At 73.4% G+C, this 19,175-nt stretch carries 19 protein-coding genes and 1 tRNA gene; 19 read left to right on the top strand and 1 reads right to left on the bottom strand.

The features are described from left to right. The first annotated feature begins 327 nt into the window (after positions 1–327). From mfd to BLT76_RS16360, 17 genes are all read left to right on the top strand, one after another. Entirely contained in the window at positions 328–3,861 is a 3,534-nt protein-coding gene (mfd, locus tag BLT76_RS16440; protein ID WP_090858524.1) for a transcription-repair coupling factor, read from the top strand. Between the two features lie 8 nt (positions 3,862–3,869). After that, positions 3,870–4,562: a hypothetical protein gene (locus BLT76_RS25770; RefSeq protein WP_090858521.1), complete on the top strand. Its 693-nt coding sequence runs from the start codon at positions 3,870–3,872 to the stop codon at positions 4,560–4,562. Between the two features lie 4 nt (positions 4,563–4,566). Next, positions 4,567–5,157 (top strand): nucleoside triphosphate pyrophosphohydrolase, encoded by a 591-nt coding sequence (locus BLT76_RS16430; RefSeq protein ID WP_244509440.1) that lies wholly within the window; start codon positions 4,567–4,569, stop codon positions 5,155–5,157. 87 nt (positions 5,158–5,244) lie between these two features. Beyond that, a complete protein-coding gene (gene eno, locus BLT76_RS16425) occupies positions 5,245–6,522 on the top strand; it encodes a phosphopyruvate hydratase (protein WP_090858518.1) in 1,278 nt (425 codons plus the stop codon). A 15-nt stretch (positions 6,523–6,537) separates the two neighbouring features. After that, positions 6,538–7,131 carry an FtsB family cell division protein gene (locus tag BLT76_RS16420; protein WP_090858515.1) on the top strand — a complete coding sequence of 198 codons (594 nt, stop codon included), beginning with the start codon at positions 6,538–6,540 and terminating at the stop codon, positions 7,129–7,131. Then, positions 7,128–7,628, top strand: coding sequence for a DUF501 domain-containing protein (locus tag BLT76_RS16415; RefSeq protein WP_090858512.1), 501 nt, complete (start codon positions 7,128–7,130; stop codon positions 7,626–7,628). The genes BLT76_RS16420 and BLT76_RS16415 overlap by 4 nt, the downstream gene beginning before the upstream one ends. Further along, positions 7,613–8,521: a Ppx/GppA phosphatase family protein gene (locus BLT76_RS16410; protein WP_090859136.1), complete on the top strand. Its 909-nt coding sequence runs from the start codon at positions 7,613–7,615 to the stop codon at positions 8,519–8,521. The genes BLT76_RS16415 and BLT76_RS16410 overlap by 16 nt, the downstream gene beginning before the upstream one ends. A 50-nt stretch (positions 8,522–8,571) precedes the next feature. Then, complete coding sequence (locus BLT76_RS16405) at positions 8,572–8,976, top strand: phage holin family protein (RefSeq protein WP_090858510.1); 405 nt, start codon at positions 8,572–8,574, stop codon at positions 8,974–8,976. Further along, complete coding sequence (locus BLT76_RS16400) at positions 8,973–9,164, top strand: DUF3618 domain-containing protein (protein WP_090858508.1); 192 nt, start codon at positions 8,973–8,975, stop codon at positions 9,162–9,164. The genes BLT76_RS16405 and BLT76_RS16400 overlap by 4 nt, the downstream gene beginning before the upstream one ends. 32 nt (positions 9,165–9,196) lie before the next feature. Further along, complete coding sequence (locus BLT76_RS16395; RefSeq protein ID WP_090858504.1) at positions 9,197–9,463, top strand: hypothetical protein; 267 nt, start codon at positions 9,197–9,199, stop codon at positions 9,461–9,463. Then, positions 9,460–10,302, top strand: coding sequence for a uracil-DNA glycosylase (locus BLT76_RS16390; RefSeq protein ID WP_090858501.1), 843 nt, complete (start codon positions 9,460–9,462; stop codon positions 10,300–10,302). The genes BLT76_RS16395 and BLT76_RS16390 overlap by 4 nt, the downstream gene beginning before the upstream one ends. Beyond that, positions 10,299–10,817 carry a glycine cleavage system transcriptional repressor gene (locus BLT76_RS16385; RefSeq protein WP_090858498.1) on the top strand — a complete coding sequence of 173 codons (519 nt, stop codon included), beginning with the start codon at positions 10,299–10,301 and terminating at the stop codon, positions 10,815–10,817. The genes BLT76_RS16390 and BLT76_RS16385 overlap by 4 nt, the downstream gene beginning before the upstream one ends. Next, entirely contained in the window at positions 10,814–11,368 is a 555-nt protein-coding gene (locus tag BLT76_RS16380) for a peptide deformylase (protein WP_139175599.1), read from the top strand. The genes BLT76_RS16385 and BLT76_RS16380 overlap by 4 nt, the downstream gene beginning before the upstream one ends. 12 nt (positions 11,369–11,380) lie before the next feature. Further along, a tRNA-Leu gene (locus BLT76_RS16375) sits at positions 11,381–11,454 on the top strand. Between the two features lie 109 nt (positions 11,455–11,563). Next, entirely contained in the window at positions 11,564–12,328 is a 765-nt protein-coding gene (locus BLT76_RS16370) for an ABC transporter ATP-binding protein (protein WP_090858495.1), read from the top strand. 8 nt (positions 12,329–12,336) lie between these two features. Further along, complete coding sequence (locus BLT76_RS16365) at positions 12,337–14,202, top strand: FtsX-like permease family protein (protein ID WP_170867099.1); 1,866 nt, start codon at positions 12,337–12,339, stop codon at positions 14,200–14,202. A 19-nt stretch (positions 14,203–14,221) separates the two neighbouring features. After that, positions 14,222–14,959: a hypothetical protein gene (locus BLT76_RS16360; RefSeq protein WP_139175596.1), complete on the top strand. Its 738-nt coding sequence runs from the start codon at positions 14,222–14,224 to the stop codon at positions 14,957–14,959. Here BLT76_RS16360 and BLT76_RS16355 read toward each other — a convergent pair. After that, positions 14,943–16,520 (bottom strand): Eco57I restriction-modification methylase domain-containing protein, encoded by a 1,578-nt coding sequence (locus tag BLT76_RS16355; RefSeq protein WP_090858486.1) that lies wholly within the window; start codon positions 16,518–16,520, stop codon positions 14,943–14,945. The genes BLT76_RS16360 and BLT76_RS16355 overlap by 17 nt on opposite strands. Positions 16,521–16,648: 128 nt before the next feature. Here BLT76_RS16355 and BLT76_RS16350 point away from each other — a divergent pair, with 128 nt between their 5' ends. Together BLT76_RS16350 and BLT76_RS16345 are read left to right on the top strand one after the other, a co-directional pair. Continuing rightward, complete coding sequence (locus tag BLT76_RS16350) at positions 16,649–18,205, top strand: methyl-accepting chemotaxis protein (protein WP_090858483.1); 1,557 nt, start codon at positions 16,649–16,651, stop codon at positions 18,203–18,205. 119 nt (positions 18,206–18,324) lie between these two features. Continuing rightward, positions 18,325–19,175, top strand: an 851-nt coding sequence (locus BLT76_RS16345; RefSeq protein ID WP_139175593.1) for a HAMP domain-containing protein, incomplete at its 3' end; no start/stop codon positions are given.

The raw sequence follows: 19,175 nt of genomic DNA, 5'->3' as shown, positions 1-19,175 counted from the left end.
CGGAGCGTCCCCATGTCCGTCCCGGGGATGGGGCGGTGTTTCGGCCGGTCCCATCGTGATCAGCGGACGACCCCCAGTTCGTCCCGTGACTCGGAACCTAGGGGTGGGTCCGGGAGCGCGATGGCGATTCCGAGACGGATACCACAATTTGAGTAGTGCCTCGGGACGTGCGGTGGCGGGCCGGTCTGGACCTCCGGTCTCCCACCATCGGCCCACGGGGCCGGGGGAGCATCACCAAATTGCGGGCCTTCAGCGCCACGTAGGATCGGGAGCGTCCACCCCCTGTCATCCGTGACCGGGGGCTTCCGTGTTGCTGCAAGGAGCCACGTGTCCTCCACCGCGCTCGCCGGCCTGGCCGACGCCGTCCTCGCCGACCCCACGCTCCGCACGGCCCTCGACGACGCCCGCGGCGCCCTGGTCCCGACCCTGGACCTGACCGCCCCCGAGGCGATGCGGCCGTTCGTGGTCGCCGGCCTGGTCCGCGCCGGGCGCACGGTGCTGGCGGTGACCGCGACGTCGCGCGAGGCCGAGGACCTCACCGCGGCCCTGGCCGACCTGGTCGACCCCGACGCCGTCGCCTACTACCCCAGCTGGGAGACGCTGCCCCACGAGCGGCTCAGCCCGCGCAGCGACACCGTCGGTCGCCGGCTGGCCGTGCTGCGTCGGCTCTGCCACCCCGGCACCGATGCGAGCAACGGCCCGCTGAAGGTCGTCGTCGCCCCGGTCCGCTCGCTGCTCCAGCCCCAGGTCCAGGGCCTCGGCGACCTGGAGCCCGTCGAGCTCGTGCCGGGCCAGTCCGCCCCCCTCGACGACGTCGTACGACGGCTCGCGGACGCGGCGTACTCGCGGGTCGACCTGGTCGAGCGGCGCGGTGAGTTCGCGGTCCGCGGCGGCATCGTCGACGTCTTCCCGCCGACCGAGGAGCACCCGCTGCGCGTGGAGTTCTGGGGCGACGACGTCGAGGAGATCCGCTCGTTCTCGGTGGCCGACCAGCGCACCCACGAGCAGGTCGAGCGGCTCTGGGCGCCGCCGTGCCGCGAGCTGCTGCTCACCGACGAGGTCCGCGCCCGCGCGGCCGAGCTCGGCCGCACCCACCCGCAGCTGGTCGAGCTGACCGACAAGATCGCGAACGGCATCGCCGTCGAGGGCATGGAGTCGCTGGCGCCGGTGCTCGTCGACGAGATGGAGCTGCTCGTCGACCTGATGCCCGACGACACCCACGTGCTGGTCCTTGACCCCGAGCGGGCCCGCGGGCGCGCGCACGACCTGGTCGCCACCAGCGAGGAGTTCCTCGGCGCCAGCTGGGCGGCGGCCGCCGGCGGCGGCACCGCCCCGATCGACCTGGGCGCGGCGTCGTACCGCTCCCTGGGCGACGTGCGCGACCACACGATCGGCCGGTCGCTGGCCTGGTGGACGGTCAGCCCGTTCGGTCTGGACGGCGAGGTCGACGCCGAGGACGGCGGCCGGGTGCTCCCGATGCGCCCCGTCGACGCCTACCGCGGCGACGTCGAGAAGGCCATCAAGGACCTCGACGGCTGGCGCGGCGACGGCTACCGCACGGTCGTGCTCCACCTCGGCCACGGCCCGGCCGAGCGGATGGTGGAGGCGCTCGGCGAGCGCGACGTCCCGGCCGCCCTCGACGGCGACCCGGTCCTCGGCACGGTCAGCGTGACCTGCGGCGCGCTCACCCAGGGCTTCGTCGACGACACCAACCGGCTGGTGCTGCTGACCGGCGAGGACATCTCCGGTCAGCGCGCGTCCACCCGCGACATGCGCAAGATGCCGGCGCGCCGCAAGAAGCAGATCGACCCGCTGGAGCTGAAGGCCGGCGACTACGTCGTCCACGAGCAGCACGGCGTCGGCCGGTTCGTGGAGATGAAGCAGCGCGAGGCCGGGGGAGCGGTGCGCGAGTACCTCGTCCTCGAGTACGGCGCCTCCAAGCGCGGCGGCCCGCCCGACCGGCTCTACGTCCCGGCCGACGCGCTCGACCAGGTGACCCGGTACGTCGGCGGCGAGCAGCCGAGCCTCGACCGGCTCGGCGGCGCCGACTGGGCCAAGCGCAAGGGCCGGGCCCGCAAGGCGGTCCGCGAGATCGCCGCCGAGCTGATCAAGCTCTACGCCGCCCGGCAGGCCACCAAGGGCTACGCGTTCGGCCCGGACACCCCCTGGCAGCGCGAGCTGGAGGACGCGTTCCCGTTCACCGAGACGCCCGACCAGCTGACCACCGTCGAGGAGGTCAAGGGCGACATGCGCCAGGTGGTCCCGATGGACCGGCTGGTCTGCGGCGACGTCGGCTACGGCAAGACGGAGATCGCCGTACGCGCGGCCTTCAAGGCGGTCCAGGACGGCAAGCAGGTCGCCGTGCTCGTGCCGACGACGCTGCTGGTCACCCAGCACCTCAGCACCTTCGCCGAGCGGATGAGCGGCTTCCCCGTCGTGCTGAAGGCCCTGAGCCGCTTCCAGAGCGACAAGGAGGCCAAGGAGGTGATGGCCGGGGTCGCCGAGGGCTCGATCGACATCGTGGTCGGCACCCACCGGCTGCTGAACCCCGACATCCGGTTCAAGGACCTCGGCCTGATCATCGTCGACGAGGAGCAGCGCTTCGGCGTCGAGCACAAGGAGCAGATGAAGCGGATGCGCACGTCCGTCGACGTGCTCTCGATGAGCGCGACGCCGATCCCGCGCACGCTCGAGATGGCGATCACCGGCATCCGCGAGATGTCGACGATCACCACCCCACCCGAGGAGCGGCACCCCGTGCTGACCTACGTCGGCGCCTACGAGGACCGCCAGGTGGTGGCCGCGATCCGCCGGGAGCTGCTGCGCGAGGGGCAGGTCTTCTACATCCACAACCGGGTGAACTCGATCGAGAAGGCCGCGGGGAAGCTGAAGGAGCTGGTCCCGGAGGCCCGGGTCGCGACCGCGCACGGCCAGATGGGCGAGAAGCAGCTCGAGCAGGTGATGCTCGACTTCTGGGAGAAGCGCTTCGACGTCCTCGTCTGCACGACCCTGGTCGAGTCCGGCCTCGACGTGTCGAACGCCAACACGATGATCATCGAGCGCTCCGACACCCTCGGCCTCAGCCAGCTCCACCAGCTGCGCGGGCGGGTGGGCCGCTCGCGCGAGCGCGCCTACGCCTACTTCCTCTACCCCCAGGAGAAGCCGCTGACCGAGACCGCCCACGAGCGGCTCGCGACGCTGGCCCAGCACTCCGACCTCGGCGGCGGCATGGCGATCGCCATGAAGGACCTCGAGATCCGCGGCGCCGGCAACCTGCTCGGCGGCGAGCAGTCCGGACACATCGCCGACGTCGGCTTCGACCTCTACGTCCGGCTGGTCGGCGAGGCGGTCCACGAGTTCAAGGGCGAGGGTGAGCCCGAGCTCAACGAGGTCCGCATCGAGCTGCCCGTCGACGCCCACCTGCCGCACGACTACATCCCGAGCGAGCGGCTGCGCCTGGAGATGTACAAGCGGCTCGCGGAGGTCCGCGCCAACGAGGACGTCGACCTGATCCGCGAGGAGATGGTCGACCGGTACGGCGCGCCGCCGGAGGTGGTCGAGTCGCTGCTGCTGGTCGCCCGGTTCCGGGCCCGGGCCCGCCAGGCGGGCGTCGGCGAGGTGACCATCGCCGGCAAGAACGTCCGGTTCGCGCCGGTCACCCTGCCCGAGTCCCGGCAGGTGCGGCTGATGCGGATGTATCCGAAGTCGATCGTGAAGACCCAGCTCGACACCATCCTGGTGCCGCGCCCGCAGACGGCGGTCGTGGGCGGTCGCCCGATCGACGGCATCGCCCTGCTTCAATGGGCCGCGAATGTGATCGACGCCATCATCGATCCGCCTGCCCCGGCCGCCCAGTCCTAGGAGCCCACGTGAGCCCGCGTCGCCCCCTCGCCGTCGTCCTCGCCGCTGTCGTCCCGGTGTGCGCCGGACTCCTGACCGGGTGCGGGGTGACCGACGCCGGCATCCGACCGGGCCAGGCGGTGAGCATCAACGGGACCACGATCTCGGTCACCCGGGTCGACGACGTCGCGAGCAGCGCCTGCGCCGTGCTGCGCTCCGACCCGCAGTTCGACGGCCAGGCGATCGCCGGCACCACCCTGCGCAACGCGGCCCAGCGCGGCCTCTCGCTGGAGGTGATGGCCGACCAGCTGGTCGACGCCTTCGACGTCCAGGTGCCCGACACCGACGAGACGGCCCAGGCCTACCGCGAGACCTACGCGAGCGCCGACCCCGACGACGTCGCGGCGGCCGAGCCGGTCTTCGTCGCCGACCAGTACTTCTCCAACGTGCTGCTGGCCATCGGGGCCGAGGAGGCCGGCGCCGACGCCGCCCAGGACGCGGTCGTCGCCGCGGGCGTCGCGGCCGTCCAGGACTGGCAGGCCGACGCCGACATCGACACCAACCCGGCCTTCGACGCCATCTCCGTCGGCGACGACCAGATCCTCACCACCCGCGACGACCTGTCGGTCGCCACCACCGACTTCGCCGTCGACGCGAGCGCCGCCGAGGCTCCCGAGGGCTTCGCGAAGGACCTGCCGGAGTCCCAGCGCTGCGGCGGCTGATCCGGTGACCGACCGCGCGGAGCACGAGCCGCTCCTCGAGTTCCGTGAGGTGATGCGCCGGCTGCGCGCCGAGTGCCCCTGGAAGGCCGAGCAGACCCACCGCTCGCTGGTCCGCTACCTGCTCGAGGAGACCCACGAGACGGTCGAGGCGATCGAGTCCGGCGACCCCGACCACCTCCGCGAGGAGCTCGGCGACCTGCTGCTGCAGGTCTACTTCCACGCCGTCGTCGCCGAGGAGGCCGGTGGCTTCACGATCGACGACGTCGCGAGCGGCATCACCGCCAAGATGGTCCGCCGCAACCCGCACGTCTTCGGCGACGCGGCGAGCGGGACGGCCGCCGAGATCAACGACGCCTGGCAGGCCATCAAGGCCGCCGAGAAGGACCGCTCCGACCTCACCGAGGGGCTGCCCGCCTCGCTACCCGCGCTGCTGTACGCCGACAAGGTGCTCGACCGGCTGGAGCGGGCGGGGCGGCCCGTCGTACCGGACGGTGACGGGCTCGGCGAGCGCCTGCTCGCGCTCGTCGCCGAGGCCCACGGGTCCGGGACCGATCCCGAGCAGGCCCTGCGCGACGCCGTACGACGGCTGCTCTGAGCCACGGCCGCGCGGCCTGCACGGAACCCCGTCTCGACGGGTCTAGGCTGGTCGCGCATCCACTCGACTTCCTCAGGAGCAGTTCCCTTGGCAACCATCGAAGCTGTCGGCGCGCGCGAGATCCTCGATTCGCGCGGCAACCCCACCGTCGAGGTCGAGGTCGTCCTCGACGACGGCTCGTTCGCCCGCGCGGCGGTCCCCAGCGGTGCCTCCACGGGCGCGTTCGAGGCGGTCGAGCTGCGTGACGGCGGCGACCGCTACCTCGGCAAGGGCGTCCAGAACGCCGTCGCCGGCGTGATCGAGAAGATCGGCCCCGCGGTCGAGGGCATCGACGCCGACGACCAGCGCCTCGTCGACCAGACGATGCTGTCGCTCGACGGCACCCCCAACAAGGCCGAGCTCGGCGCCAACGCGATCCTCGGCGTCTCGCTGGCCGTGGCCCGCGCCGCGGCCGACTCGGCCCAGCTGCCGCTCTACCGCTACGTCGGCGGGCCCAACGCCCACCTGCTGCCGGTGCCGATGATGAACATCCTCAACGGCGGCTCGCACGCGGACTCCAACGTCGACATCCAGGAGTTCATGATCGCGCCGATCGGCGCGCCGACCTTCCGCGAGGCGCTGCGCCAGGGCGCGGAGGTCTACCACGCGCTGAAGTCGGTGCTGAAGAAGAAGGGCCTCTCGACCGGCCTCGGCGACGAGGGCGGCTTCGCGCCCAACCTCGACTCCAACCGCGCCGCGCTCGACCTGATCGCCGAGGCCGTCTCGGCCGCCGGCCTCACGCTGGGCCGCGACATCGCGCTGGCCATGGACGTCGCCGCGAGCGAGTTCTTCAAGGACGGCTCGTACGCCTTCGAGGGCGGCTCCAAGTCGGCCGACGAGATGACCGCCTACTACGCCGACCTGGTCGCGTCGTACCCGATCGTCTCGATCGAGGACCCGCTCGACGAGGACGACTGGGACGGCTGGAAGGCCATCACCGACCAGCTCGGCACCCGGACCCAGATCGTCGGCGACGACCTGTTCGTCACCAACGTGGAGCGCCTGACCCGCGGCATCGCCGGCGGCCAGGCCAACGCGCTGTTGGTGAAGGTCAACCAGATCGGCTCGCTGACCGAGACCCTCGACTCCGTTGAGCTGGCCCACCGCAACGGCTACCGCTGCATGATGAGCCACCGCTCGGGCGAGACCGAGGACACCACCATCGCCGACCTCGCGGTGGCGACGAACTGCGGCCAGATCAAGACCGGCGCCCCGGCCCGGTCCGACCGCGTCGCCAAGTACAACCAGCTCCTGCGGATCGAGGACGAGCTCGGCGACGCCGCGCGCTACGCCGGCGCCGGCGCGTTCCCGCGCTTCCAGGGCTGAGCAGGGAACCGATCGATGGCTGACGACCGCCGCCCGGCCCGCGGGGCACGCCCCCGCGGCCGCACCGGACCCGGGCGCACCCCGGGTGCCGGGCGGACCGGTCGTCCGCGCACGGCCGCCGAGGCGGCCGGCCGGCCGACCTCGCGGCCGCCCGAGCGGGCCCGGCTCCGGCCGACCAGCCGGCTGGCGATCCTGGCCGTCGTCTTCGCGGTGCTGGCCGTCGGCTCCGCCTCGTCGCTGCGGGCGTTCCTGCAGCAGCGCTCGGAGATGCAGGCCCTGCAGCAGGAGATCGTGGAGCGCCAGGACCGCATCGACGACCTGGCCCGCGAGAAGCGGCGCTGGCAGGACACGGCGTACGTCCGCAGCCAGGCCCGGCAGCGGCTCGGCTACGTCATGCCGGGGGAGACGGCGTACGTCGCCCTCGACGCCGACGGCGACCCCATCGAGCCGGGCTCGACGCTGACGGACCCGTCCGAGGTCGACCCGCAGGAGCCCGAGGCCTGGTGGGGCGACGCGTGGGGATCGGTCGAGCTGGCCGGCGACCCGCCGCCGGCGGGCGACCCGGTGCCCCTGAAGGAGCTCGACGGCTCGGAGGAGCAGGACCAGTGATCCCATCGGCCGATCAGCAAGCGGTCGCGGCCCAGCTGGGGCGGGAGCCCCGGGGCATCCACGAGGTCGGGCACCGCTGCCCGTGCGGCAACCCCGACGTGGTGACCACCGAGCCGCGGCTGCCCAACGGCACCCCGTTCCCGACGACCTACTACCTCACCTGCCCGCGCGCGGCGTCCCGGATCGGGACCCTCGAGGGCACGGGCACGATGAAGCAGATGCAGGAGCGGCTGGGCGAGGACCCGGAGCTCGCCGCGGCCTACCGGGCCGCTCACGAGCGCTACCTCGCGGCCCGCGCCGAGATCGGGCGCGAAGCCGGTCTGGAGGTCCCCGAGATCGAGGGCATCTCCGCGGGAGGGATGCCCGACCGCGTCAAGTGTCTCCACGTCCTCGCTGGCCAGGCCCTGGCCCAGGGTCCCGGAGCCAACCCCCTCGGCGACGAGGTGCTGGCCCTGCTCGGGCCCTGGTGGGAGGCGGGTCCGTGCGTGGACCGGTAGCCGCGATCGACTGCGGGACCAACACCGTCAAGCTGCTGATCGGCGATCTGCCCGAGATCGCCGTGCGCGAGACCCGGATGGTGCGGCTCGGTCAGGGCGTCGACGCCACCGGCCGGCTCGCCGACGAGGCGCTCGAGCGGGCCTTCGCCGCCCTCGACGAGTACGCCGAGCTCGTGCGCGCGCACGCCGTACCCGTCGAGAACATCCGCTTCTGCGCCACCTCGGCCACCCGCGACGCCAGCAACGCCGACGTCTTCGCCGCCGGGGTGCGCGAGCGGCTCGGGGTCGAGCCCGAGGTGCTCAGCGGCGTCGAGGAGGCGGGCCTGGCCTTCGCCGGCGCGGTCCGCGACCTGCGCGAGCACCCGGCCGAGCCGGTGCTGGTCCTCGACATCGGCGGCGGCTCGACCGAGCTGATCCTCGGCGACACCTCGCCCCAGGTGGCCTGCTCGCTCGACCTCGGCTCGGTCCGCCTGCACGAGCGCCACGTGCGCTCCGACCCGGCCTCGATGGACGAGGTGCACGCCTGCGTCCGCGACATCGACACCGCGCTGGAGTCCGCGCCGGTCGACATCGCCGCGGCGGCGTCCGTGGTCGGCGTCGCCGGGACCGTCACCACCATCGCTGCCGGCGTCCTCGACCTGCCCGCCTACGACCGTGACGCGATCGACCAGGTGCGGCTGTCCTTCGACGACGTGCACGCGATGGTGGGCCGGCTGGTCGGCATGACCGTCGCCGAGCGCCTCGAGCTGCCGTGGATGCACCCCGGCCGCGCCGACGTCATCGACGCCGGCGCGCTGATCCTGTCGCGGGTGCTGCGGCGGGCGAGCGTCGACGAGCTGGTCGTCTCCGAGGCCGACATCCTCGAGGGGATCGCCTGGTCCATCGGCCGCTGACCACCCCTCCGAGCGGTTTGCCGGGTTCGGCGGCTGGTCACCGGACGGTCATGACCGATACCAGCAGCGTGACCACGGACGAGCCGATCGGCGCCGTCGTGCACCGGCTCTCGGAGCAGGTGCCCGAGCTGGTCCGCAGCGAGGTGCGCCTCGCGCAGGCCGAGCTCACCCAGAAGGGCAAGGCCGCCGGTCTCGGGCTGGCCGGGTTCGGCGCGGCCGGCCTGCTGGCCCTCTACGGCCTCGGGGCGTTCCTCGCGGCCGGCATCGCCGCGCTCGCCCTGGTGCTCCCGGTCTGGGCCGCCGCGCTGATCGTGGGCGGGGCGGTCTTCCTGGTCGCCGGCGCGCTCGCGCTGTTCGGCAAGAAGGAAATCGCCCAGGCCACCCCCGCGACGCCCGAGCGGGCCGTCGCCGGGGTCAAGGAGGACGTCGCGACGTTGAAGGGGGCCCACCGATGAGCCAGACCCCGGCCGAGATCGAGGCCGACATCGTCCGCCAGCGCGAGCAGCTGGCCACCACCGTCGACCTGCTGCAGACCCGCGTGAAGGCGACCGCGATCCACCAGGCCAAGCTCGCCGGAGTGGTCGCCGGCGCCGCCGTGGTCGTCCTGCTCGGCGTCGTCGTCGTACGACGCGTCCGCCGCTGAACCCCGAACCCCACCACCCGAAGGAGCACCTCATGAGCAAGCTCTCCCTGCTGGCCGCGGCCGGCGTCGGCTACGTGCTCGGCGCCCGCGCCGGGCACGAGCGCTACGAGCAGATCAAGGCGCAGGCCCAGAAGGTCGCGCGCAACCCGAAGGTCCAGGACGCCGCCCACCAGGTCCAGGACACCGCGGCGACCCAGGCGGCCGCGGCCGCCTCCGTGGTCAAGGACAAGGTCACCGACGTCGCCTCGACGGCGGCCGACAAGGTCAAGCGCGAGGCGTCGATCCAGCCCGCTCCCTGACGTTGCTCCCGCACCCCGCGACCGGGGAGCTCTTCGGATCGCCGGTGCCGCCCGGTTCGGGATGGCCCGGCGATCCGGCGCGTCCGGACACGCCCGTGGCTCGTACGCCGGCGGCGGTCCGCCGGCTCGCCCGGGGCGCCCCGCTCGCCGAGCTGGACGCCCGGGTCAGCGTCTGCGCGGCCTGCCCACGCCTGGTCCGGTGGCGCGAGGACGTGGCCGTGACGAAACGGGCGTCGTACGCCGGGGAGCCCTACTGGGGCCGGCCGATCCCGGGCTGGGGCGACCCCGCCGCCCGGATCCTGGTGGTCGGCCTGGCCCCGGCCGCGAACGGCGCGAACCGCACCGGCCGGGTCTTCACCGGCGACCGGTCCGGCGACTGGCTCTTCGCGAGCCTGCACCGGGTCGGGCTGGCGACGCAGGCCACCAGCGTGCACGCCGCCGACGGCCTGGAGCTGGTCGGCACCCGGATGGTCGCCACCGTCCGCTGCGCGCCGCCCGACAACAAGCCCACGACGCAGGAGCGCGAGACCTGCGCGCCGTGGATCGAGGCCGAGGTCGGCCTGCTCGCCGGCACGGTCCGGGTCACGGTGGCGCTGGGCGCCATCGGCTGGGACGCGACCCTGCGCACCTTCCGCTCGCTCGGCTGGGAGGTGCCGCGGCCCAAGCCGCGCTTCGGGCACGGGGCGACGGCCGTCATCGGGGGTCCGGAGCACGACGTGCTGCTGCTCGGCTGCTACCACCCCAGCCAGCAGAACACCTTCACCGGCCGGCTCACGGAGGCGATGCTGGACGACGTCCTGGGCCGGGCCGCGAGCGTCGCTGCGAGGATGGACCCGTGACCCTCCACGCCATCACCGTCCTCGGGCACGACCGGCCCGGCATCATCGCCGAGACGACCGAGGTCCTCGCCGCGCTCGGCCTCAACCTCGAGGACTCGACGATGACGCTGCTCCGCGGCCACTTCGCGATGACCCTGGTCTGTGCCGGCGACGCCGCTGCCGGTGAGGTCGAGGCCGCCCTCGCGCCCCTGACCGCCGCCGGCACTCTCACCGTCACGGTGCGCGAGGTGCCGCCCGAGCCGACGCCGGCCGCGACCGGCACCTCCTGGGTGCTCACGGTCCACGGGGGCGATCGGCCCGGCATCGTCTCGGCGGTCGTCGGGGAGGTCGCCCACGTCGGAGGCAACATCACCGACCTGACCACCCGGCTGGCCGGTGACCTCTACCTCCTGGTCGCCGAGATCGACCTACCCGCCGACACCGACGTCGAGGCCGTGGCCGCGGCGATCCGGGCCGCCGCCGACGCGCTCGGCGTCGGCGCCACGCTGCGCCCGGCGGAGGCCGACGAGCTGTGAGCGACGAGCTGGTCTCCTCCTGGACGGAGTCCCGGCTGGGCGTCGAGGGCCGGGTCCTCGACGTCGTCCGCGCCCCCGCGGCCGTGCTCGCCACCCTCGGCGAGGTGGTCGACCCGAGCGCCCGCTCGACCGTGCAGCTGGCCGCCGACCTGGTCGCCACGATGCGGGTCAGCCCCGGCTGCGTCGGGTTGGCCGCTCCGCAGGTCGGCGTCTCGGCCCGGGTCTTCTGCGTCGACGTCTCCGCGCACCCCAAGACCCGCGGCCACCACGGCACCTTCGTGCTCTGCAACGCCGAGGTCGTCGAGGCCAGCCGCAACGAGAGGGCCCGCGAGGGCTGCATGAGCGTCCCCGACCTCACCGGCGACGTGAAGCGGGCGACGCGGCTCGTCGTACGGGGGCAGCTGCCGGGTACGGCGGAGGAGGTCGTCCTCACCGCCGAGGCGTTCGAGGCCCGCGCCCTCCAGCACGAGATCGACCACTGCTCCGGCCTGCTCTTCCTCGACCGTGCCGCGGGCGCGCACGCCATCCACCCGCGCAAGACCTACTTGTAGGTTGCGGCGCACGCCCCCGTATCCCAATCGGCAGAGGAAGCCGCCTTAAAAGCGGCGTGGTGTGGGTTCGAGTCCCACCGGGGGCACCTCTACTCGCTCGGGGTCACACCAGGGGTCCTCCTTCGAAAGGAGGAGCCCGGGAGTTCCGTCCTGAGCGGCTCGTGGCGAGGGCCGGCGATTCCTAGCGTTGACGGCATGACGATCCAGCACTCAGCGCCCCGTCCGGCCGTCCGCACGGAGGCCGCCGTCCACCTCGAGGACCTGCACAAGTCGTACGCCGGAGGCGCCGAGCCGGTGCACGCCGTACGCGGGGTCTCGCTGACCCTCGGGACCGGCTCGTTCACGGCGGTGATGGGGCCGTCCGGGTCCGGCAAGTCCACGCTCCTCGCCTGCGCGGCCGGGCTCGACGTCCCGAGCCGGGGCCGGGTCGTGGTCGGCGGGCAGGACATCAGCGCGTTCTCGCCGGACGCCCTGACCCGGTTCCGCCGCGAGCACGTCGGGTTCGTGTTCCAGGCCTACAACCTCATCGACCACCTCTCGGTCGTCGAGAACGTCACCCTTCCGCTGGTGCTGGCCGGACGTCGGCCGGACGCCGCGCACCTCGACCGGCTCCTGGGGAGCGTCGGCCTGAACGGGATGGAGCAGCGCCGTCCGCACGAGCTCTCCGGCGGGCAGGCCCAACGGGTGGCGATCGCCCGAGCCCTGGTCACGAGCCCCGACGTCGTCCTCGCCGACGAGCCGACCGGGGCCCTCGACTCGGCGACCGCGGCCCAGGTGCTGCAGGTGCTGCGGACGACGGCGCGCGAGCTCGGCCAGACCGTGGTCCTGGTGACCCACGACCCGCAGGTCGCGGCGAGCGCCGACCGGGTGCTCTTCCTCGCCGACGGGCGTCTGGTCGGCCAGCTCGACGACCCCACCGTCGAGCAGGTCACCGCACGCATGATCGGGCTGGGCCGATGAGCACCCCGATGAGTACCTGGTCGCTCGCTCGGCGCAGCGCCTGGGCGCACCGCGCCGGCTTCACCGGTACGGCGCTCGTGCTCGTGCTGGCGGGCCTCCTGATCGCCGTCGCCGGGGTGCTGGGGGAGTCGGGTCTGCGCGACAGCGGGCTGCTCGTCGTCCTCGCCGGCTCGTACGCCGGCACCGTGCTCACCGTCGTCGTGCTGGTCGTGGCCGCGACCGTGTCGCTGGCCCTGCGCGGTCGGCGGCGCGAGCTGGCCCTGCTGCGGACCGTCGGCGCGACCCGGGGGCAGCTCCGCGCCCAGGTCGGCACCGAGGTCGTCCTGGTCGCGCTGGTCGCCGTACCGCTGGGGGCGTCCGTGGGCCTGCTCCTCGCGCCGCTGCTGGCCCCGCTGCTCCGCGACGCCGGGCTCGTCGAGGCGGGGGCGACCCTGTCGCTCAGCCCGCTCCCGGTCCTGTCCGCCACCGTCCTGCTCCTGCCGGTGGCCTGGCTGGCCGCGCGGCTCTCCGTGCGCGAGACCCTGCGCGCGGCCCCGGGCCCGGCGGCCCGGGCGAGTGCCGTCGAGACCACCACCATCGGCGTCGTACGGCGGGGCGCGGCCGTCGCGCTCGCCCTGCTGGGCCTGGCCGCGGCGCTCAGCCCGCTGGTCGTCCCCGGCACGGTCGGCAGCGCCGGCGCCGCGACGTCCGCCTTCCTGCTGGTCGGCGCGGCCGCGCTCGCCGGACCGTCGCTCGTGGGGTGGGCCTTCGCCCACTCCGCCCGGGCCGAGCGGTTCCTCGGCCCGGCCGGTCGCCTCGGGGTGGCCAACCTCCGCGGCTTCGCCCAGCGGCTGACCCTGGTCGTGGTCCCGCTGGCCCTCGCGCTCACCGCCGGCACCGCCCAGACTACGGTGGACCGGACCGTCGCTGCCGCCACCGAGACCCAGCTCCGCGACGGCCTGCACGCCGACGCCGTCGTCACCGCTCCGGGCGGGCTGACCCCGACCGACGTCGACGCGGTGACCGGCCTCGCCGGCGTGACGGCCGTGGCCGGCCTGGCCACCTCGCCGGCCCGGGTGCTCACCGACGCCGACCTCGACGGCGTGGTCGACGCGCTCGCCTGGGAGCAGACCGTCGTCCGCTCCGTCGCCGGCGACGCGGACCTGCTGGACCCCGACGTCAGCGCCGGGTCGCTCGCCGACCTGACCGGCGCCGGCACGATCGCCGTCAGCAGTGATGCCACCTTCGAGACCGGGTTCGACCTCGGCGACAGCGTCCCCGTGCGCTGGCCGGACGGCTCGACCAGCAGCCCGACCGTGGTCGCGGTCTACGAGCGCGGGCTCGGGTTCGGCGACTACCTCGTCGGCCCGCACACCCTCGACGCGCACCGGACCGACCGGTCCGCCGACGCCCTGCTGGTCGACGCCGACGCGGCCGGACGGGCCGCGCTCGCGGGCCTCGGTCTCGAGGCGGCCACCCCCGCGTCGTACGCCGCGGACGCGTCCAGCGCCGACGCGGCCGAGCGCCGGCTCTCCACGGTGCTGCTCCTGGGCCTGCTCGGCTTCGTGCTCCTGGCGGCCGCCAACGCCCTGGTGATGACGACCGTACGGCGCCGCGGCGAGCTCCGCCTGCTGCGTCGTACCGGCGCGACCGGCCGGCAGCTGACCCGGATGGTGCTGGTCGAGGCGCTGGTGACCGGCGCGCTGGCCTGGCTGGTCGGGACGCTCGCGGTGGTGCCGACCGTGCTCGGCGTCGGCCTGGGGATGCTCGGCCCCGCCGTACCGCCGGTCGACCTCGCGGCCTACGCGGTCCTCAGCCTCGCGGCCCTGCTGCTCCCCGTGCTCACTGCGGTGCCGGCCGCGGCCTACCTGGTGCGGCGCGAGCGGGCCGCCTGAGACTACGGTGGCCGCCACCATGACCGACGCGATGCTCCCCTTCAGCAGGCCGACCCTCGAGGACGTGCTGGCCGACATGAAGGCGAGGTACGACGCCGACCCGGTCGCCGCCGTGCGCAGCCAGGGCTTCATCAAGATGCTGCACAAGTACGTCGCCGACGGCCTCCGGGACCGACTCACCGACGACGCCCGGCGTCAGGGCATCCAGGTCAAGGAGGAGGTGCGGGTCTTCGGGTCGCACAAGCCGAAGGACGTGGACGTCGCGGTGGTGCACCCGGACAACGGGGTGCTGCTGAGCGTCGGGGTGCGCAGCCAGATGGCCTCGGTCGGCAACAACGTCCTGGAGTACTACCAGGGGATCATCGGCGAGTGCATCAGCCTGCAGGACCGGTTCCCGATGGCGGTCTACGGCTACGTCTACCTGCACCCGCTGATCAGCCGGAAGTGGGGCAAGGTCGCCGGGGAGCGGGTGGCGCGCGAGGAGCGTCCCGACCACGCGCGCTACGCCCGGATGTACGCCGCGGTCACCGGCCGCGACGGCAAGGGCTACAAGGACCTGCGCGGGATCTACGACCAGTTCGCCTACCTGGTCGTCGACTTCGACCAGGTCCCGCTGCCGGGCATCCGCGACGACGTCGTCCAGCAGGGGGTCCCGCTGGAGAAGGCCGACCTGCGGATCGAGACCTTCGTCGACCGGCTGGTCGACACCTTCGTCGACCGCAACATCTGGCTCGACGTCTTCAGGCCGAAGGACTGACCGGCCGGGCCGTCCGCCACGCCTCCAGGGCGGCGATGCCGTCCTGGACCAGCCGGACCCCGTCGGCCCCGACCCGGGCGGCCAGGGCCTGGTCGCCGGCGCGGTAGGCCCCGTCGAGGTCGCCGCGGCCCAGCGCCTCCGCGACGAGCGGCAGCACCGCCTCCGGCACCGTGCCGGGCACGGGGACCCGGACGTTGCCGGCCTCGGTCGGCACCAGCACGAACACCCCACCGCCGAGGGAGTGCACCTCCAGCTCGGCGTGCAGCAGCGTGAGCGAGGTGTACCACCCCGCGGCGAACCCGTCGGCGGCCACGCCGGGGCGGAGGTAGCCGCAGAGCAGGCTGTTGGTCGCGACGTGACCGCCGTCGTTGATCATCAGGATCGGCCGCTGCGAGAACACCGAGAGGACCAGGTCGGGGACTTTCACCCCGGGGACGGCGTACCACGGGGAGCGGACCCGACACTTGTAGCGACGGTGGACGCCGAGCCGGCGGCCGCGGCGCTCGTAGCGCTCCTCGGCCGGGCTCAGTCGCTCACCCGGGAGCCAGAGCCGGCTTTGGGCGTCGGCGGGGAGCTCCGAGGTCCACAGCCCGCCTCCGCGCAGCCGGCGCGCGTTGGTGAGCGCCGGGCGCAGGCTCTCCTCGGGCAGGCCGGCGCGGGCCGGCGGGTGGAAGAAGTCCTTGTCGCCGGAGACGTAGCCGATGTTGAAGGTCGCGAGCTCGCGGGCGGCGACGGTCAGCGGCCGGGTCTGCTCCAGGACGTCGAGCACGCCGGCGGGCAGCAGGGCCTCCTGGAAGGCACGCTCGCCGCGCACCACGCGCTCGACCGAGATCGTGGTCGACACCTCGGGACGGTCCGCGACCAGGTCGGCGACCGTGCGGTGGGCCTCGAAGGAGACCCGGTCGGTGCGGCCGCCCTTGTGGTCGGCCAGCAGCAGCAGGACGTCCTGGCCGATGTCGGGGAAGAGCCGCTCGCGCACCCGGACCACGCGCAGCGAGCCGAACGTCTCGCCGAGGTGACGCCACAGCGGCCGGGCGTAGCGGACGTAGGTGAAGTCCCAGGGCAGAACCAGGGCGAGCCGGCCGCCGGGGCGCAGGAAGCGGGACGCCCGGGCGACGAAGGGCATCCACACGCTGCCGCTGGACGCCATCGGCTCGCCCAGGTCGTCGTGGCTGGCGGCCACCGCGCTGCGGGCCTGGTCGTCGGGCAGCGCCCGGAGCCGGACGTACGGCGGGTTGCCGACCACCGCGTCGACCGGCCGGACGGCGGTGGTGAGGAAGTCGCCGACCGCGAGCTCGTCGGCCCGCACCAGACCGTGGTGGGCGTGACCGGCGGCGGTGCGCGGGTTGAGCTCGGCCGCCACGAACCCCGGTCGCGTCCAGCCGCGGGCAGCCGCGACCTCCTGGGCGGCCGCGACGAAGGACCCGTCGCCGAGGCTGGGCTCGAGCAGCACCTCGCCGTCGTGGCGCATCGCCCACGACGCCAGCACGTGGGCGGCGTCGGTCGGCGTGTAGTAGGCGCCGTACGCCTTGCGCTCACCGAGGAGCATCGCCTCGCTCACTCCCACCTCCTGCACGTCGAGATTCCATCACGGGGCACCGTGCCAGTCGCCGCCGACATCTCAGGTCCGCGGGCGACTGGTCGAACCACTAAGCGACAGATGTCGGACAACGTGGAAAGAGCTTCGTCATGAGGAACATCCGCTGGACCGTGGGTCGCCGGATCGCGGCCATCACCGTGATCGGCCTGCTGACCACCGTCGTGGTGGCCGCCGTGGCGATCGCCTCGGCCCTGGCCGCCGCCGACGACGCCAACCGGGCTCGCTCCGACTCCGACGTCCAGGGCATCTACCAGGCCGTCGAGGTCAGCGCGGGCGTCGTCCAGGCAGCCGGCCTGCGCGGCTCGGTGGAGCCGGACACCGAGGAGCTCGTCGCTGCGGTCGAGACCGAGAACGCGACGGTCGCGGGCTACTTCGCGATGATCGCGGACCTCCCGCACGTGACGGAGGCCGACGTCGAGGGCACGCAGGCGTCGGAGGCCGCGTACAACGAGTTCAGCGCCACCGTGCTGCAGATCCTCGCCGCTGACGGCGACGGACGCGCCGACGCGGCCGCGGTGACCGCGGCGTACGCGCAGCTGTTCGAGACGCTGCACGCCACCGTGCTGGACCGCAACGTGGCCAGCGCCGACGCCGCCGCGGAGCTGATCGACACCACCTCGAGCATGCGGACGACGATCCTGCTCGTCGCGGTCCTCGGGCTCGCGGTGCTGGCCGTGCTCGCGACGCTCATCTCCCGCAGCCTGGTCCGTCCGCTGTCGGCGATCGTCGGGGCCCTGCAGCAGTTCGCCGGCGGCGACCTGACCCACCGCCTGGACGAGAGGTCCTCGGGCGACGTCGGTGACCTGGAGGTCGCGTTCAACCGGTCCATCGAGTCCGTGAACGGCATCGTCGGCACCGTCTCGGCCAGCGCCGTCGCGGTGGCGGCGGCGTCGGAGGAGCTGTCCGCCTCGAGCCAGCAGATCGCCGCCGGTGCGGAGGAGACGAGCGTGCAGGCGGGCGTGGTGTCCGGTGCCGCGGACGAGGTGTCGCGCAACGTCGGGACGGTCGCGGCGGGTGCGGAGGAGATGGGGGCGTCGATCCGCGAGATCGCGCACTCGGCCAACGAGGCCGCCCGCGTCGCCTCCCAGGCGGTGTCGATGGTCGACACGACGAACGAGACGGTGGCCAAGCTCGGGACGTCGAGCCAGGAGATCGGCAACGTGGTCAAGGTGATCACCTCGATCGCGGAGCAGACCAACCTGCTGGCGCTCAACGCGACCATCGAGGCCGCGCGGGCCGGTGAGGCGGGCAAGGGCTTCGCGGTGGTGGCCAACGAGGTCAAGGAGCTGGCTCAGGAGACCGCTCGGGCGACCGAGGACATCTCGCGTCGGGTGGAGGCGATCCAGGCCGACACCTCGGGTGCTGTGGTGGCGATCGGTGAGATCGCCGAGATCATCACGAGCATCAACGACTACCAGAACACCATCGCCGCGGCGGTGGAGGAGCAGACCGCGACCACCAACGAGATGTCCCGCAACGTCACGGAGGCCTCCACCGGCTCCGGCGAGATCGCGATCAACATCTCGGGTGTCGCGATCGCGGCCGAAGGCACGACGCAGGCGGTCAACCAGACGCTGACCGCGATCGCCGAGCTGGCCACGATGGCGGCCGACCTCAACACCGAGGTCGGGAGGTTCTCCGTCTGAGCCGGGGGCCGTCGACATCTGGGTGTCGGCGGTCACTCAGCATCGCGACGTGCAGGCCGATGGTGACGGCGGACGCTCCAACCGCGGGGCGCCGTCGATGCTTCCGGGGGGACGCACGCATGAAGAACATCCGTTGGACCGTCGGACGTCGGATCGCCGCGATCACGGCGATCGGACTGATCGTGACCACGCTGGTCGCCGTGGTCGCCTGGACCTCGGCGTTCGCGGTCGAGGAGGACGCGGACACGACCAAGGCACACACCGACGCGCGCTCGCTCTACCAGTCGCTCGACACCCGCTCGAGCGAGCTGAAGGTCTCCGCCCTGAAGTCTCTGGTCGCGGACGACCCGGCCGCGCTGGAGGCGGACGTCGCCGATGACACCGCGACCGTCGCCGAGCTCATCGCCGGGCTGAAGGGCCTGGATCTCGACGCCGACGACCAGCAGCTGGTCGGCGAGGTCGAGGACGCGTTCGCCGACTACACCGCCTCCATCGCCGCCTTCGTCCAGGCCGCGGCCGAGGACCAGGCCGGCCAGCGCGCCCGCGCCGACGAGATCCAGACCGCCAACGACGCGATGGACGTCGTGCTCAGCGGTGCTGTCGAGGACATCGGCGCCGACGCCGACAGCACCTCCCAGAACCTGATGGACACCGCCTCGGGCATGCGGATGACCGTCCTGGTCGTCGCGGTCCTCGGTCTCCTGCTGCTGACCGGTCTCGCCACCGCCATCAGCCGCAGCCTGGTCCGTCCGCTGCGAGCGGCGATCGATGCCCTGGAGGTCTTCGCCCAGGGCGACCTGACCCAGCGGCTGCCGGAGACGGCGTCGGGGTGCACCGGTGACCTCCAGAAGGCGTTCAATCGCTCGGCCGAGAACGTCAGCGGCATCGTCGGCACCGTCTCGTCGAGCGCGGTCGCGGTGGCGGCGGCCTCGGAGGAGCTGTCGGCCTCGAGCCAGCAGATCGCGGCCGG

The organism is Nocardioides lianchengensis (assembly GCF_900101465.1).
Classification (GTDB): domain Bacteria; phylum Actinomycetota; class Actinomycetes; order Propionibacteriales; family Nocardioidaceae; genus Nocardioides; species Nocardioides lianchengensis.
This window is presented reverse-complemented; position numbering and strand designations above follow the sequence as displayed.

Excerpts from the sequence above, each read along its gene's own strand:
- BLT76_RS16350 (WP_090858483.1), top strand. The coding sequence starts at position 16,649 with ATGAGGAACATCCGCTGGACCGTGGGTCGCCGGATCGCGGCCATCACC.
- BLT76_RS16405 (WP_090858510.1), top strand. The coding sequence starts at position 8,572 with ATGACCGATACCAGCAGCGTGACCACGGACGAGCCGATCGGCGCCGTC.
- BLT76_RS16360 (WP_139175596.1), top strand. The coding sequence starts at position 14,222 with ATGACCGACGCGATGCTCCCCTTCAGCAGGCCGACCCTCGAGGACGTG.
- BLT76_RS16395 (WP_090858504.1), top strand. The coding sequence starts at position 9,197 with ATGAGCAAGCTCTCCCTGCTGGCCGCGGCCGGCGTCGGCTACGTGCTC.
- BLT76_RS16400 (WP_090858508.1), top strand. The coding sequence starts at position 8,973 with ATGAGCCAGACCCCGGCCGAGATCGAGGCCGACATCGTCCGCCAGCGC.
- BLT76_RS16370 (WP_090858495.1), top strand. The coding sequence starts at position 11,564 with ATGACGATCCAGCACTCAGCGCCCCGTCCGGCCGTCCGCACGGAGGCC.
- BLT76_RS16420 (WP_090858515.1), top strand. The coding sequence starts at position 6,538 with ATGGCTGACGACCGCCGCCCGGCCCGCGGGGCACGCCCCCGCGGCCGC.
- BLT76_RS16365 (WP_170867099.1), top strand. The coding sequence starts at position 12,337 with ATGAGTACCTGGTCGCTCGCTCGGCGCAGCGCCTGGGCGCACCGCGCC.